Source organism: Arthrobacter sp. B0316-1-20 (assembly GCF_059091865.1).
Map to the genome: position 1 here is coordinate 85830 of NZ_JBNHHC010000007.1, position 14273 is coordinate 100102.

Sequence of the window (14273 nt, forward strand, 5' to 3'; positions counted from 1 at the left end):
TCCAAGGGGGGAGGGACGTATTCTGACGCCAGAAGAAATATCGGAAATTGCCTCTCAGGCAACAAGTGTTGAGTGTTAAGCTATTTGTGGTCTGTGGCACACGTCAACTTTGGGCTGTCGCGGCAGCGGTCCGTCTTTCCGGCCGCCGCGTACCTGCTCCCATCAACGCCGCGTACCTGTCCCATCAACACTGGCCCGAGAAGGACGTTTAGTGAAGGCACTGCCCGTCGAACCCAGCAACGACCCGGTGGCCATTGGATCCCGGATTCGTGCAGCCCGCCAAGGCCAGCGCATGACTATCGAGCAGGTGGCGGATTCCACTGGGCTCACCAAGGGCTTCCTCAGCCGGGTGGAGCGCGACCTGACCTCGCCGTCCGTCGCATCGTTGGTCACCCTGTGCCAGGTGCTGTCCATCTCCATCGGCGATCTCTTCTCCATGCCTGAAACGCATCTCTCGCGCGCAGGGCAGGGTCCGCGGATCAACCTGGGCGGCGAAGGCATCAAGGAGGAACTGCTCACCGCGCGGCACGAACGCCGACTGCAGATCATCCGCGCCGTGATCGCGCCGGGCGGACGTGGCGAAGCAGACCTCTACGCGGTGGACTGCGACGTAGATGTCCTCCATGTGATCGCCGGCAGTATTACGTTGGTTTTCACCTCCGAACGCTATGTACTTGCCGCCGGCGACACCATCTCCTTTTCCGGCCGCGAGCCGCACACGTGGATCAACGAAACCGATGAAGAAGCCATCGTCACCTGGACTCTGGTTCCTGCCGCTGCCCGCTGAGCCGGTCTGCGCCCCAGCAGGCCTGGTTCCCGAGTCGGCGAGCTGACCCAGGCTTACGCGGCAACGCCGGCCGACACCGGCAACCTTGACTGTTACCGGCACCACAAATACCATTTCAGGCAACAGATGTTGCACATTGGGCAACATGCCTAGCGCCACGCCGCTGCGTATCCCGCTCGCGCCGTCCGCGCCGCATCGAAGGAGAACCATGGAAGAGCTTCGTGTGGAAGCCAACGGCCATCTCGGCCCAATCGACTCGTCCCGCATCCCGCGCTACGCCGGCGCCGCCACCTTCGCCCGGCTGCCCCGGCTGGACCAAGTGCAGCAGGCGGACATCGCCGTCGTCGGTGTTCCCTTCGATTCCGGCGTTTCCTACCGCCCGGGCGCGCGCTTCGGCGCCAACCATGTGCGCGAGGCCTCTCGGTTGCTGCGCCCCTATAACCCTGCCTGGGACCTCAGTCCGTTCGAAGAGGTCCAGGTGGCAGACGCCGGCGACATGGCGGTCAACCCGTTCAATATCAATGAGGCCATCGAGACCATCCAGCAGAACGCGCTGGATTTGACCGCCACCGGCACCAAGCTGGTCACGATCGGCGGCGACCACACGATTGCCCTGCCGCTGCTCCGGGCGGCTGCCGAGCGCGCGGGTGGGCCGGTGGCCATGCTGCACTTCGACGCGCACCTGGACACCTGGGACACCTATTTCGGCGCCGAATATACCCACGGCACCCCATTCCGCCGCGCGGTGGAGGAAGGCATCCTGGACACCGAATCCATCTGCCATGTGGGCACCCGCGGCCCGCTCTACGGCAAGAAGGACCTCGACGACGACCACCGCTTCGGCTTCGGCATCGTCACCAGCGCCGACGTCTACTACGAAGGCGTCCGAGACGTGGTGGCCAAGCTGCGCGACCGGATCGGCAACACCCCGCTCTATCTCTCCGTTGACATTGACGTGCTGGACCCGGCCCACGCGCCCGGCACCGGCACGCCGGAAGCCGGCGGCATCACCAGCCGCGAGCTGCTGGAAATCATCCGCGGCTTCCGGGGCATGAACCTCATCGGCGCTGACGTGGTGGAAGTGGCCCCGGCGTACGACCACGCGGAAATCACCGGGGTGGCCGGTAGCCACGTGGCCTACGAACTGGTCTCTTTGATGGCCGACAATGCGGCTGGCGGCGGCTCCGGCAACGGTTACGCTGCGCAGGCACTGCGGGCCGAGCGTCCGCTGCAGCCTCAGGGCCGCGAAGCGCAGCCTCAGGGGTCCTTCGAGTGACGGCGCCGAAGAGCGGGGCACTTCCCGGAGCAGGGGCGGCCCACGCCGGGCCTGCCGAACCGGCCGTGCGCAACGGCGGGGACCTCGTCGTCGAAACGCTTAGCGCGTTGGGTGCGACGACGGTGTTCGGCATTCCGGGGCAGCACGCCTTGGGTTTGTTTGACGCGTTGTCCCGGTCTTCGCTGCATTTCGTCTCCTCCCGGGTGGAGAACAACTCAGCTTTCGCGGCCGACGGATTCTCCCGCGCAACCGGAGAAGTCGGCGTGCTGTTCCTCTCCACCGGCCCGGGCGCGCTGACCTCATTGGCCGGGCTGCAGGAAGCCTATGCCACGGGCGTGCCGATGGTGGTCGTTGCCAGCCAGATCCCGCTGGAAGGTCTCGGTGCCCGTCGCAAGGGCATGTTGCACCAGCTCGACGACCAAAAGGCTTCGGCCGCAAACGTCACCAAGAGCCAGCGGCTGATCCAGCACGCCTCCGGCATTCCGTCGGCCATCCAGGACGCCTGGACCGAGGCCATCTCCTCGCCGCAGGGGCCGGTCTGGGTGGAAGTGCCGCAGAATGTGCTGCTGGATCCCATCGTGGTGCCGCCGGTGGAGGATGCGCTGGCCGAAGCGTTCGATAATCCGCCGCGGACCGAGTTGGTCAAGGAAGCGGTGCGCTGGCTCGCCGAAGCCAAGCGGCCGGCGATCATCGCCGGCGGCGGCGCCCGCCGGGGCAGGGCCGAAGCGTGGTTGCTTTCCATTGCGGAAAAACTGCACGCTCCGGTGGTCTGCTCGCCGGGCGGCAACGGCGCGTTCCCCTGGAACCACGAACTGTCGCTGCAGTCCTGGGTGGAGGACCGGTACGTCACCGACGTCCTGGAAGACGCCGACGTCCTTGTGGTCGTGGGTTCCTCGCTGGGCGAAGTGACCAGCAACTACTTCACCATGGAGCCGCGCGGTCGGATCATCCAGATCGACGCCGAACCCCGTGTGCTCGAGTCCAACGGCCCGGCGCTGGGCATCCGCGCCGACGCCGGCCAGGCGCTGCGCGCGCTCGACGACGCCCTCTCCGGGGAGCCGCGGAACCGGCCGGACTGGCACGGGCAGACCCCCGAGCAGCTGGTCAAGGACACGCTGGCCAAGGTCCAGGCCAGGCTGGACAGCCAGGACCTGGCCAAGGAACGGACCTTCATGGCGGACATCCGCGAGGCCGTCCCGGACAGCATGCAGACCTTCTGGGACATGACCATCTCCGCCTACTGGGCCTGGAGTTGCTGGGACTCGCGCGCGGGCCAGTTCCATTCCGCCCAGGGTGCCGGCGGCCTCGGATTCGGTTTCCCCGGCGCCATCGGCGGCAGCGTGGGCCTGGCCAGCCAGGGAAAGCCGGCCCGGGTGCTGGCGGTCTCCGGCGACGGGTCGGCCATGTACTCGATTAGCGAGCTGGCCACCGCGCGCCAACACAACCTGCCGGTGACCTGGCTGATTGTGGACGACGGCGGCTACGGCATTCTGCGCGAATATATGGAAGGCGCCTTCGGCAAAGCCACCGCCACGGAGTTGGCCCGCCCCGACTTCGTCGCCCTGGCGGAGTCCTTTGGCGTGCCCGCCCGGCGGGTGGCACCAGAGGACATCCGCACCGCGCTCGAGGAGAGCTTCGCCGCGGAGGGGCCGAACGTCGTCGTGGTGGAGACCCAGCTCAAGATGTTCGCTTCCACACACCTGGACAGCTGACCCTTAGCGCCCAAAGTCGAAGAATCAGCAGGCGGCCTTCTCAGCCCTGAGAAGGCCGCCTGCCGACTCTTCGATGGGCAGCAGGAGTGGGCTAGATCGCATCCATTTAGTTTGCCAAGACAACTAAACGGAGTTTATAGTTGCTTCAGGCAAGTATGAAAATGAGGTGTGCCGTGGCTGTTAAAACTGAAACCGCCCAGGAATTAGTGGCGAGTGTCTTTTCCCTGCAGCGGTCCTTGCGCGCCGCCACCCACCACATGGCGGACCCGTCCGGTCCTGGCTTCGCGCTGCAAGGCGTGATGCGAATCATCGGCGAAGCAGAGGAGCTGCGGGCCACGGAGTTGGCAGCCAAGCTGGGTATCGGTCCGGCGGCCCTCAGCCGACACGTTGCGGACCTTGAGGCCTCCGGTTTCGTACGCCGGAGACCACACCCCGACGACGGCAGGGCGTCGCTGATCTCGCTGTCTGAGGCTGGCGAAGCCAGCATGCGGGCCGAGGCGATCCGCCGGGCCGCGCTGATGCAGGGCATGCTCGGCGATTGGTCCGAGGCCGAAGCCCAAGCCGCGATCACCGCCGTCGGGCGTCTGGCCGAAACCCTCCACACCTCGATCCTGTCAATGAAGCCGGGAACCCACCGCTACGAACCGGCAGGAGTCTGACTCTTTGAACAAATCCACTGAACCGAACCGCACCGCAGACGTGTTGCTCAAGGAGCGCACGGTGGAAGACAAGGCCGCCGCTGCAGCCGGACCGGCTGCCGTCAAAGGGACGCCCGCAGACGGCGATCTGATGAGCCACAAACAGATCCTGCAAGTCCTTACCGGTTTGCTGGCCGCCCTGTTCACCGCGATGCTGTCCAGCACGATCGTGGGAAACGCCCTTCCCACCATCATCGCCGACTTGCATGGCACCCAGACCGACTTCGCCTGGGTGGTCACTGCGGCGCTGCTGGCCAACGCCGCCACCACGCCGATCTGGGGCAAGTTCGCCGACCTTTACAACAAGAAGTTGCTGGTCCAGCTGTCCATCGTCATCTTCGTGGCCGGCTCCGTGCTGGCCGGGTTTGCTCCGGACATGACCACCTTGCTGGTCGCGCGAGTGGTCCAGGGCACCGCGATGGGCGGCCTGACCGCGCTAGTCCAGGCGATCATCGGCACCGTGATCCCGCCACGGGAACGCGGACGCTACGCCGGTTACATGGGTGCCGTCATGGCCGTGGCCACCGCTGGTGGTCCGTTGCTGGGCGGCTTCATTGTGGACAGCCCGCTGGGCTGGCGCTGGACCTTCTTTGTCTGCGTCCCGCTGGCCGTGATTGCGCTGTTCATGCTGCAGAAGACGTTGAAGATGAGCCACGTGCGCCGGCAGGTAAAGATCGACTGGCTCGGCTCCGTGCTCTTGACGGCTGGCGTGTCCATCCTGCTGATCTGGGTCTCCTTCGCCGGCCAGCCCGGCCACTATGAGTGGCTTTCCGGAACCAGCGCGCTGATGGTGGGCATCGGCGTCGTGCTTCTGGTGTTGCTGGTGTGGGTCGAATCCAAGGCGGCGCAGCCGATCATCCCGCTGAAGATCATCACCGAGCGCACCACCGCGCTGTCCATCATCGCTTCCATCTCGGTGGGTGTAGCGATGTTCGGCTCGGCCACGTTCGTAGGCCAGTACTTCCAGGTGGCCCGCGGTGCGACGCCGACCGAAGCCGGGCTGCTGATGCTGCCGATGGTTGCCGGAAACCTTATTGGTGCCACGGTCTCCGGGCAACTGATTACCCGCTATGGCAAATGGAAGCGCTTCCTGGTTATCGGGGCCATTCTGGTGATCAGCGGCACCGGCCTGGCTGGCATGATGGATCATCAAACATCGCTGTGGCTGGCCGGCATCTTCCTGCTGCTGCTCGGACTGGGCATGGGCATGCTGATGCAGAACTTGGTGCTCGGCGTGCAGAACACCGTGCGGGCCAAGGACATCGGCGCGGCCAGCGCCTCGGTCGCGTTCTTCCGCTCCTTCGGCGGCGCCATCGGCGTCTCCGTGCTGGGTGCCGTGCTGGCCGGACGGGTCAATGTCCTGGCCACCGCCGGTATGCAGGAGGCCGGCATCCCGGTATCGGGTGAGGGTGCCGGTGCCACGCTGGACTTCGCTTCCTTGCCTCCCGCGGCCGCAGAGATCATGCGGTCAGCCTACGGAGACGGCACGGCCCTGATCTTCCAGCTATCCGCCCTGATCGCGGTAGTGGCGCTCATCGCGGTGCTGTTCATCAAGGAACGGCCGCTGCGCCGCACCATCGACATCAAGCCGACCACCGAGAGCCCGGTGGAACCCGGCATGGTCGGTGGGGCCCAACCGGTAATGACCGATTCGTTCCCGGTAGTTCGGCACGACGCCCGGTCCAACGGCAACGGGCAGCAAAATGCGCCCGCGGGCGGGAACCGCGGGAAGTAACGACGGCGGAGCGCCTCGCCTCTGGTGAATGCCAGCAGGCGGGGCGCTCTTGCGCCGGCGGCTATAACTGGCCAAGTGCCTGGGCGCCTCGGATGCGCGGCCTTCGATGCACGGCCTTGGACACGCCGGACTGATCGTGCCGCGGTCCGTGGGACCCTTACTCGGTTTAGTCCAGGAATTTCATGAGCCGGTCCTCAAGGGCGGCCAGATCCCCGGCCTTCTTGAACTCGCACTCCCACACGGTGAGGACCTGCCAGCCGGCCTCTTGCAGTGCCGCCTCCTGGACCTTGTCCCGGGCGGCCGTCCGGGACCGTTTGGCCTCCCAAAACTCGGCGTTGGATTTCGGTGCATGCTGGCCGACCCGGCAGTCGTGGGCGTGCCAGAAGCAGCCGTTGACGAAGATGACTTTGCGGCGCCCAGCGAAGACCAGATCCGGTTTGCCCGGCAGCTTCTGGCCCCCGGCCCTGCCATGCAGGCGGTAGCGGTACCCTTTCGCGTGCAGCAGCCGCCGGACCACCAGCTCGGGCTGAGTATTCTTGCCGCGGATCTTGGCCATGTTGGCGCTGCGCTGCTGCGGAGTCAGCGAATCGGCCATGGATCAAGTCTAGGCTGCAGAGACAACGGAGCCGGGGGCCAGCAGCCGGTGGTCTTGCGGCCGGACGGGGATGTCGAGCCCGGGAAACATGAAGTTTTCCGCGTGACCGCGCTCTCATTCGCCACCGGAACGGCAGCCGCCGCACTATCCTTAAACGCTGATGCGGCGGACGAGGATCCGCAGCCTATCCATTTCGAAAGGACCCTCGATGCGCTTGATCGGCACCTCGGACCTCAAGATTTTCCCGCTCGCGCTGGGCGGCAACACCTTCGGCTGGACCTCCGACGAGCCCGGCTCGCAGCAGGTCCTGGATGCCTTCGCCGATGCAGGCGGCAATTTCATCGACACCGCTGATAGCTACTCCGCCTGGGTCCCAGGAAACACCGGCGGCGAGTCCGAACACATCATTGGCCGCTGGATGGCCGAGCGGAAGAACCGGGAGTCTATGGTCATTGCCACCAAGGTCGGTGGGCACCCGGAGCTTCAGGGCCTCTCGGCGGTGAACGTCGCCGCTGCCGCCGACGCGTCGCTGCAGCGGCTGGGCACCGACTACATTGATTTGTACTACGCCCATTACGACGACGAGAGCACGCCGCTGATCGAGGCGGCCGCTGCCTTCGATGCCTTGGTGAAGGAGGGCAAGGTCCGCCACGTCGGTCTGTCCAACCTGTCCCCGGAGCGGATCGCCGAGTGGATCGCCATCGCCCAGCAAAACGGCTTCGCGCTGCCGGTGGCACTGCAGCCGCATTACAACCTGGTGGCCCGCAAAGACTACGAGCAGGGCTACGCACCGCTGGCCAGGGAGCACAACCTCTCGGTCTTCCCCTACTACTCACTGGCCGCTGGCTTCCTGACCGGCAAGTACCACAGCAACGACGACGCCGACGCCAGCCCGCGTGGCGGCATGGTGGGGGATTACCTCACCGCGAACGGCTTTGCGGTGGTGGACGCCGTGGAAACGGTCGCCTCCTCCCGCGGAATCTCCATGACGACGGCGGCGCTCGCCTGGCTGCTCAGCAAGCCAGGTATCACCGCGCCGCTGGCCAGCGCCCGGACGCCGCAGCAGGTGCCGGATCTGATGGCTGCGGCGGACGTGGAGCTGACTGCCGACGAAATTTCTGCCCTGGACCAGGCCTCGCAGTCCTTCGCCTGAGCGCTCCGCTTCTGACGACGCCTGTAAAACGAGCGACGGCGATGCCCACCGTATAGGTGGGCATCGCCGTCGGGGTGGCGGAAGCTCCGCCGTCGTTGCTGGGGGCTTAGAGCCAGCCGGCCGGATCCACGGTCTGGCCGTCCTTCACAACCTCGAAGTGCAAGTGGCAGCCGGTGGAGTTGCCGGTGGTGCCCAACTCGCCGATGCGCTCGCCCTGGGCGACCTTCTGGCCCAGCGAAACGCCGATCGACTGCAGGTGGTTGTAGGTGGTCTTCAAGCCGCCGCTGTGCTGGACCACAATGCGGTTTCCGCCGCCGCCCACCTGCCAGCCTGCCTCAACCACCTTGCCGCCGTCGGAAGCGTTGACCGGGGTGCCGCAGCCCATCGCGTAGTCGATGCCGGTGTGCAGTTCGCCGGCCGCGCCAGTGATCGGATTAATGCGGTAGCCGAAGCCCGACGTCTGGTTCATGTTCGGAATGGGGGCCTCGAGGCTGCCGGTCGCGAAACCGGCGGTCTTGGCCTTGGCTGCGTCAACCTTCTTCGCTGCAGCGATGGCGGCTGCCTTCTTCTTAGCGGCAGCCTGGGCCTTGGCCTTCTTGTCCGCGGCGGCCTTCTTGTCGGCGGCTGCCTTCTTGTCCGCTGCAGCCTTCTTGGCAGCGGCTTCATCGGCCTTCTTGTTATCGGCGGATGCGGCGGTGGCCTTGGTCTCTTCTTCGGCGGCCTTGCTGGAAATGTCGGCTCGGAGGAACCGAAGGTCGACATCCTTAGCGGTCACGCTGAACGTGCTGTTGCTGGAAACGCGATCGGTGCGAACCAGCTCGTCCGAGTCGCCGGCATGGGCCACCGGGATGGCAATCACGGCAAGCATGCCGGCAGTTGCGGCAGCAATGCCCGCTTTGCGGGCAACTGAGCGAGCCGGATCGGACGTTTCAGCCCGGCGGCGGCCACTGGGATCGCCGGTACGGCGGGAGATCTGGGCAAGGGGCGACGTACGGATGTCGGAACGGCGACGACCGCGGACAGGGGTGTTCACAGGGTATTCCTCTCGTGCGCCTACGAAGTTAGCTGTCGGATTCGAGCGAGAGTTCACTCGGTCCTGCCGGCAAGGCTGCGGGAAGCTAGCCTGCCTCTGAGGACTTCACCCCAAGGTGCCCCCAAGCACCGTAAGTGGTTCCTCCGCCCCTGCCTTCGACATAAAGCTCGATATCTTAGGGTCCGCCGGCAGGGTTCGACGGGCGGACCTGGCACCTACCCCTATAGTAGGAACGTCTTCCAATTTACTGGAGCGACACGCAGCGTTACAACTTCGTTATCCGTGTTCCTTGTCACCAGAAGCGCTTTCGTTTGCCGCTCAGCCCATCAGCCACGCTGCCGTGTGCGTACGGCCGGATATCTCATTGCGTTCACCGGCCTGGACCGGAACACCGGTCGGAAAGTAGCTGGACCGCCGTTCTTCAAGCCGTCGCCGGGACTGCGGAGAAGGAATCGAGGTGCCTTTCCTTCGGTCGCAGTTCCTGCAGGCCGCCGCAAAATTGGTCATCACGGTGGCCCCGCCTTTCTGCCACGGGAAGAAGTGGTCGCCGGTGGTGGCTGGGTTCGGGCAACGGCGGTCCCGCCCAACCTCGAGTTCGCATTGGCCGCCGGCACGCGCCAAGCCTTCGCGGCGCTGCTCCTTGGTAAATTTGCGCAGCGGATCCCGGCGGCGCAGATCGCGGGATCGGCGGATGCGGGCGGCAATGCCGATAGCCAGCAAGAACACGACGGGCGGCCCCATCCAGCCCAGCACGGGCCAAGACTCCTGAAGCAACGGCTCGGGGCCGCCGCCAGCGAGAAACAGCCGGACCCCGGTCATCAGCCCGGTACCGAGCAGGACCGAGACGAGGGCGTAGGCCAGCCAAGCCAAGGCCGCCACGAAGGCCCACAGCGTGATCCGCCGCGACCAGTAGATCATCCCCAGTTCAGACATAAACCCATCCGAAGACCCCACGTTCCGCGAGTCCATCCGCCTAAGCTAGCCGGGGCACCCTGTGAATTCCATGGCTCCTGCCCGGCGGGCGGTGCTTACTGCCGGACACCCTTGAAGCCGCGAGAGTGTGCTCGCTTCTTGCGGCGGCCCGGAGGCCCGAACCGGTGCGACTTACAGCGCGGCCGCTCCAGCCTCGGCCACGGACTGGTCTTGCTCACCGGAGCCGCCACTGACGCCTATCGAACCCACCACGTGGCCGTCGCGGGAGAGTGGAAGGCCGCCGGCGAAGATCATGATCCGGCCATGGTTGCTGGCGTGGATGCCGTAGAACTGGTTGCCCGGCTGTGCGTTGTCGCCCAGGTCCTTGGTCTGAATGTCGAAGGCCCGGGAGGTGAAGGCCTTGTTGATCGAGATGTCGATGCTGCCCAGCCAAGCCCCGTCCATCCGCACATGCGAGACCAGGTTCCCACCGGCGTCGGCCACGGCAATGTTCATTGGTTGGCCGATTTCCGCGGCCTTGGCCTCCGCGGCGGCAATGACCCGACGCGCATCTTCCAGAGTGACAGTGTCCATGTTTGCTCCTTGATTGCAGGCCGCGGGGGCGGACCCATAGTGATGTCATCGTGGATTGAGCATGTACTGGTGGCGACACCGGCGTCGAAATCCGCGTAGCCCTTCGGTGCGTCCTCCAAGCGAATGTCTGCCGGATTGACGACTAGTCGCTATCGATCGCATCGACCTTGTCGGTCTCCTTGTGAGCGAACGCGTGATTGCTGCTCATGGAGGATCCTCTCTGCTCCGGACCGGAGCCAAGGGGTAGGTAGGAGCCACCGTAGCCCTCTTGCTGCCGGGCTGGCTAGGGCCAATCCAGCAGCGAATCCTGCGGGCGTTCCAGCGGTCAATCCGCACGGACCCTTGTGGGCCTGAACGCGAACCGCAAGGGTGGACTCCATGAGTGCGAACGCAGCGTCAGACCGGATCGCAGGCGCGGACGTCATTGTGGTGGGTGCCGGGCTTTCCGGGTTGGTCGCCACCGCCGAGCTGACCGAGGCCGGGCGCCACGTGCTGCTGGTGGAACAGGAATCGGAAGCGAATCTGGGCGGCCAGGCCTGGTGGAGCTTCGGCGGCCTGTTCCTGGTGGATTCACCGGAGCAGCGCAGGCTGGGCGTCAAGGATTCTGTGGAACTGGCCTGGCAGGACTGGCTGGGCACCGCTGGCTTCGACCGGCCGGAGGACTATTGGCCGCGCCGCTGGGCTGAGGCCTACGTGAACTTCGCCGCGGGCGAGAAGCGGGCGTGGTTGCGCGAGCGCGGACACCGCATCTTCCCGGTGGTCGGTTGGGCCGAACGCGGCGGCTACGAAGCGAGCGGACCGGGCAATTCGGTGCCCCGCTTCCACATCACGTGGGGGACCGGTCCCGGCATCGTGGAACCGTTCGCTCGCCGGGTGCGGGAAGCGGCCGACGCCGGACTGGTGACCTTTGCCTTTCGGCACCGGGTGGACGGGTTGCTGACGCAAGACGGCGCAGTCACCGGAGTGCGCGGCAGCATCTTGGAACCGACGACGGCGGAGCGCGGCCGTGCGTCCTCACGCACCGTGGTGGGGGATTTCGAGTACCCGGCCGGCGCCGTCGTCGTCACCTCCGGCGGAATCGGCGCGGATCTAAATGCGGTGCGGCGGAACTGGCCGCAACGCCTGGGCACGCCGCCCGGGCACATGGTCGCCGGGGTTCCCGAATACGTGGACGGGCGGATGCTCGGCATTGCACAAGCGGCCGGCGGACGGGTGATCAACCCGGACCGGATGTGGCACTACGTGGAGGGCATCCGGAACTGGGATCCGGTGTGGGCCCGGCATGGCATCCGGATCCTGCCCGGTCCCAGTTCGCTCTGGCTGGATGCCACCGGGAAGCGGCTGCCGGCGCCGCTGTTCCCCGGATTCGACACGCTCGGCACGCTGGAGCACCTGCGCTCGACCGGGCACGACTACAGCTGGTTCATCCTGAACAAGCGGATCATCGAGAAGGAGTTCGCGCTCTCCGGCTCGGAACAGAACCCGGACCTGACCGGCAAGTCGGTGCGCGAAGTGCTCAAGCGGGCGACGACGGACGTGCCCGGCCCGGTGCAGGCTTTTTTGGACCATGGCGTGGACTTCCTGCAGGCGGACACCGTGCCGGAGTTGGTGGCCAAGATGAACGAGCTGGTGCGAACCCATCCGCTCGGTGAGCCGGATGGGTTGGCCACTGCTGGAGGTTCGCCGGACGGGCAGGGGACAATGCCCGCAGAACCTGTATTGCCGGCGTTCAGCGAAAACCCGGATGGGCCGATGCTGGATCCGGCCGAGGTGGAGGCCGAGATCCGGGCGCGGGACCGCGCGGTGGGCAATGCCTACGGCAAGGACGCGCAGGTGATGGCCGTCCGCGCGGCGAGGCGCTATCTGGGAGACAGGCTGGTGCGCACGGCCAAGCCGCACCGGCTGCTGGACCCTGATGCCGGGCCGCTGATCGCGGTGCGGCTGTCGGTGCTGACCCGGAAGACCCTTGGCGGACTGGAAACGGACCTGCAGTCACGCGTGCTGACCGCGCAGGGGCAGCCGGTGCCCGGACTGTACGCCGCCGGCGAGGCCGCGGGGTTTGGTGGCGGCGGCATGCACGGCTACCGCTCGCTGGAAGGCACCTTTCTTGGCGGCTGCCTCTTCAGCGGCCGCGCCGCCGGCCGCGCCGCCGGCTCCTGACAGGCGGGCAGCCGCGCCGGTTTCTCGCCAGCGGGCAGTTCCGCCGCACCCTCGCCAGCGGCCGGTTCCGCCGGTTCCCGACGGGTGGGCAGTTCCGCCGCTTCCTGACCGGCGGGCAAGTCCGCCGGTTCCCGATGCAGTGGTTGACAGGGCTCCGACGTGGAGACAGCCCGGCCGCTGCAGGCGCGCTTGATCCACCCAGTGGGCCGGCGAGACGGAGGCCACCATCGGGCTGGAATAAACAGGACCCAACTAAGGTTTTCCCTGTAGATGCAATTGCATGAACAACAAGGAGAGCCGCAGTGTCAGAACGCAAGATCGTAGTCATTTCAGCCGGACTCGGCGTACCGTCCTCTAGCCGCATGTTGGCCGACCAGTTGGCGGCCTCCACGGTGGATCAGTTCCGACTGCAGGGCGATAAGGCCGAGATCCAACTGGTGGAGTTGCGCGATTACGCGGTCGATATCGCCAACAATATGGTGACCGGTTACGCCGGGCCGAAGCTGGACGAGGTGATCAAGGCGACCATCGCAGCGGACGCCCTGATCGTGGTGACTCCGGTCTTCAGTGCTTCCTACAGCGGCCTGTTCAAGTCTTTCTTCGACGTGGTCGAGCCGCGCGCGCTCGCCGGCAAGCCGGTGCTGATGGGTGCCACCGGCGGCAGTGCACGGCACTCGCTGGCGCTGGACTATGCTGTCCGCCCTCTCTTCAGCTACCTCCGGGCACGCACCGTGCAGACCACAGTTTTCGCGGCGCCGGAGGACTGGGGCGCAGGCGAGGCCGGAACCGGCGGACTGTCCGAGCGTTCCGACCGCGCTGCTGCCGAACTAGTCGATTTGGTGCAGGGGGCTCCGGTGACCGAGCGTGGCCGCGGCGGCATCGAAGCCAAGAGTTTCGAGGAGATCCTCGCGAGTGTCGGCCACTGAATGAGCGTCCACAATTGAGTTAGACGAAGAGTGAGTTAGACGAAGGGCTTGGTTCGGGGTCGGTCACAGCAGGCGCAGCAACGCCGCGTAGACCCCGGGCCGGGCCTTTTTGTCACTCAAAGCGTTCGGGCTGCTCGCCGAACTTGAAGTGCCGTCCACTGATGCTTGTCGGCTTCACTTCCACGTAGAAGTCCTTGAGAGTGGGAATCCACGTCTCGACCGGCAGCGCCTCGGCGGCCGCGATTTCCTCCTGGGTTTGGAGCACCCGTGCGGTGCCTTTGACCACCACACTCCACGCTTCGCCGCTGCCGATGCCGTCCGACTCGAACAGGACTCGTTCGTTGATGGTCAGCTCGGCCAACTTGGTGCCCGGCGCCGTACGCAGGACCAATCTGCCGTCACGGGCTACATAGTTGATGGGAAAGATATCGGTTTCGCCAGCGGCAGTGAGGACAAGCCGGCCGTGCTTGGTCTTCTCCAGCAGCTTCCAAGATTGCTCGTCGGTGAGCTCAAGGACCGGGTCGTCATGTTCAAACATCATGCCGCCCATCTTCTACATTTCCGGTGAAGAAAGGAAGCCTCTGGGGATGAGCGGGGCGCCGACCGTAAAAAGTGCAGTGCCGGCTTCAAGCCGCCCCACCGGTTAAGCGGCGAGGCACCGCCGTTTGGCCGGGTGTCCGGCCCAACGGCGG

The 14273-nt window shown here is 65.9% G+C and carries 13 protein-coding genes and 1 riboswitch; of the genes, 8 read left to right on the forward strand and 5 right to left on the reverse strand.

Annotation, left to right across the window (positions count from 1 at the left end):
• The first annotated feature begins 211 nt into the window (after positions 1–211).
• From AC5RW2_RS13430 to AC5RW2_RS13450, 5 genes are all read left to right on the forward strand, one after another.
• Positions 212–787: a helix-turn-helix domain-containing protein gene (locus AC5RW2_RS13430; RefSeq protein ID WP_493964405.1), complete on the forward strand. Its 576-nt coding sequence runs from the start codon at positions 212–214 to the stop codon at positions 785–787.
• A gap of 208 nt (positions 788–995) precedes the next feature.
• Positions 996–2063, forward strand: a complete 1068-nt coding sequence (gene speB / locus AC5RW2_RS13435) for an agmatinase (protein WP_493951093.1) — start codon at positions 996–998, stop codon at positions 2061–2063.
• Between the two features lie 65 nt (positions 2064–2128).
• The gene (locus tag AC5RW2_RS13440; protein ID WP_493964411.1) at positions 2129–3775 is read left to right on the forward strand and encodes a thiamine pyrophosphate-binding protein; all 1647 of its coding nucleotides are present in this window, start codon (positions 2129–2131) and stop codon (positions 3773–3775) included.
• A 173-nt stretch (positions 3776–3948) separates the two neighbouring features.
• Entirely contained in the window at positions 3949–4434 is a 486-nt protein-coding gene (locus AC5RW2_RS13445) for a MarR family winged helix-turn-helix transcriptional regulator (RefSeq protein WP_493951092.1), read from the forward strand.
• Between the two features lie 61 nt (positions 4435–4495).
• On the forward strand, positions 4496–6208 hold the full coding sequence (locus tag AC5RW2_RS13450) for an MFS transporter (RefSeq protein WP_493964412.1): 1713 nt from the start codon (positions 4496–4498) through the stop codon (positions 6206–6208).
• Positions 6209–6374: 166 nt separating this feature from the next.
• On the opposite strand, the gene AC5RW2_RS13455 is transcribed toward AC5RW2_RS13450, so the two are convergent.
• On the reverse strand, positions 6375–6803 hold the full coding sequence (locus tag AC5RW2_RS13455) for a very short patch repair endonuclease (RefSeq protein WP_493951091.1): 429 nt from the start codon (positions 6801–6803) through the stop codon (positions 6375–6377).
• A gap of 208 nt (positions 6804–7011) precedes the next feature.
• Between AC5RW2_RS13455 and AC5RW2_RS13460 the strand changes: the two genes are divergently transcribed.
• Positions 7012–7956, forward strand: coding sequence for an aldo/keto reductase (locus tag AC5RW2_RS13460; RefSeq protein ID WP_493951090.1), 945 nt, complete (start codon positions 7012–7014; stop codon positions 7954–7956).
• Positions 7957–8062: 106 nt separating this feature from the next.
• Here the strand turns inward: AC5RW2_RS13460 and AC5RW2_RS13465 are convergent, their stop codons facing one another.
• The 3 genes from AC5RW2_RS13465 to AC5RW2_RS13475 form a co-directional block, all read right to left on the reverse strand.
• On the reverse strand, positions 8063–8989 hold the full coding sequence (locus tag AC5RW2_RS13465) for a M23 family metallopeptidase (protein WP_493951089.1): 927 nt from the start codon (positions 8987–8989) through the stop codon (positions 8063–8065).
• A gap of 4 nt (positions 8990–8993) precedes the next feature.
• Positions 8994–9167, reverse strand: a riboswitch (cyclic di-AMP (ydaO/yuaA leader).
• Between the two features lie 140 nt (positions 9168–9307).
• The gene (locus AC5RW2_RS13470) at positions 9308–9922 is read right to left on the reverse strand and encodes an HNH endonuclease (protein WP_493951088.1); all 615 of its coding nucleotides are present in this window, start codon (positions 9920–9922) and stop codon (positions 9308–9310) included.
• Between the two features lie 171 nt (positions 9923–10093).
• Positions 10094–10495, reverse strand: coding sequence for a GlcG/HbpS family heme-binding protein (locus AC5RW2_RS13475; protein WP_493951087.1), 402 nt, complete (start codon positions 10493–10495; stop codon positions 10094–10096).
• 378 nt (positions 10496–10873) lie between these two features.
• On the opposite strand from AC5RW2_RS13475, the gene AC5RW2_RS13480 reads away from it, so the two are divergent.
• Both AC5RW2_RS13480 and AC5RW2_RS13485 read left to right on the forward strand, forming a co-directional pair.
• Positions 10874–12655 carry an FAD-binding dehydrogenase gene (locus AC5RW2_RS13480; protein WP_493964406.1) on the forward strand — a complete coding sequence of 594 codons (1782 nt, stop codon included), beginning with the start codon at positions 10874–10876 and terminating at the stop codon, positions 12653–12655.
• A 302-nt stretch (positions 12656–12957) separates the two neighbouring features.
• Positions 12958–13581, forward strand: coding sequence for an FMN reductase (locus AC5RW2_RS13485; RefSeq protein ID WP_493951085.1), 624 nt, complete (start codon positions 12958–12960; stop codon positions 13579–13581).
• A gap of 112 nt (positions 13582–13693) precedes the next feature.
• Here AC5RW2_RS13485 and AC5RW2_RS13490 read toward each other — a convergent pair whose 3' ends face one another.
• A complete protein-coding gene (locus tag AC5RW2_RS13490) occupies positions 13694–14122 on the reverse strand; it encodes a pyridoxamine 5'-phosphate oxidase family protein (protein ID WP_493951084.1) in 429 nt (142 codons plus the stop codon).
• Positions 14123–14273: the final 151 nt, after the last annotated feature.

Coding starts and splice junctions, on each gene's coding strand:
- AC5RW2_RS13475 (WP_493951087.1), bottom strand. CDS start 10,495: ATGGACACTGTCACTCTGGAAGATGCGCGTCGGGTCATTGCCGCCGCG.
- speB (WP_493951093.1), top strand. CDS start 996: ATGGAAGAGCTTCGTGTGGAAGCCAACGGCCATCTCGGCCCAATCGAC.
- AC5RW2_RS13460 (WP_493951090.1), top strand. CDS start 7,012: ATGCGCTTGATCGGCACCTCGGACCTCAAGATTTTCCCGCTCGCGCTG.
- AC5RW2_RS13470 (WP_493951088.1), bottom strand. CDS start 9,922: ATGTCTGAACTGGGGATGATCTACTGGTCGCGGCGGATCACGCTGTGG.
- AC5RW2_RS13480 (WP_493964406.1), top strand. CDS start 10,874: ATGAGTGCGAACGCAGCGTCAGACCGGATCGCAGGCGCGGACGTCATT.
- AC5RW2_RS13455 (WP_493951091.1), bottom strand. CDS start 6,803: ATGGCCGATTCGCTGACTCCGCAGCAGCGCAGCGCCAACATGGCCAAG.
- AC5RW2_RS13490 (WP_493951084.1), bottom strand. CDS start 14,122: ATGATGTTTGAACATGACGACCCGGTCCTTGAGCTCACCGACGAGCAA.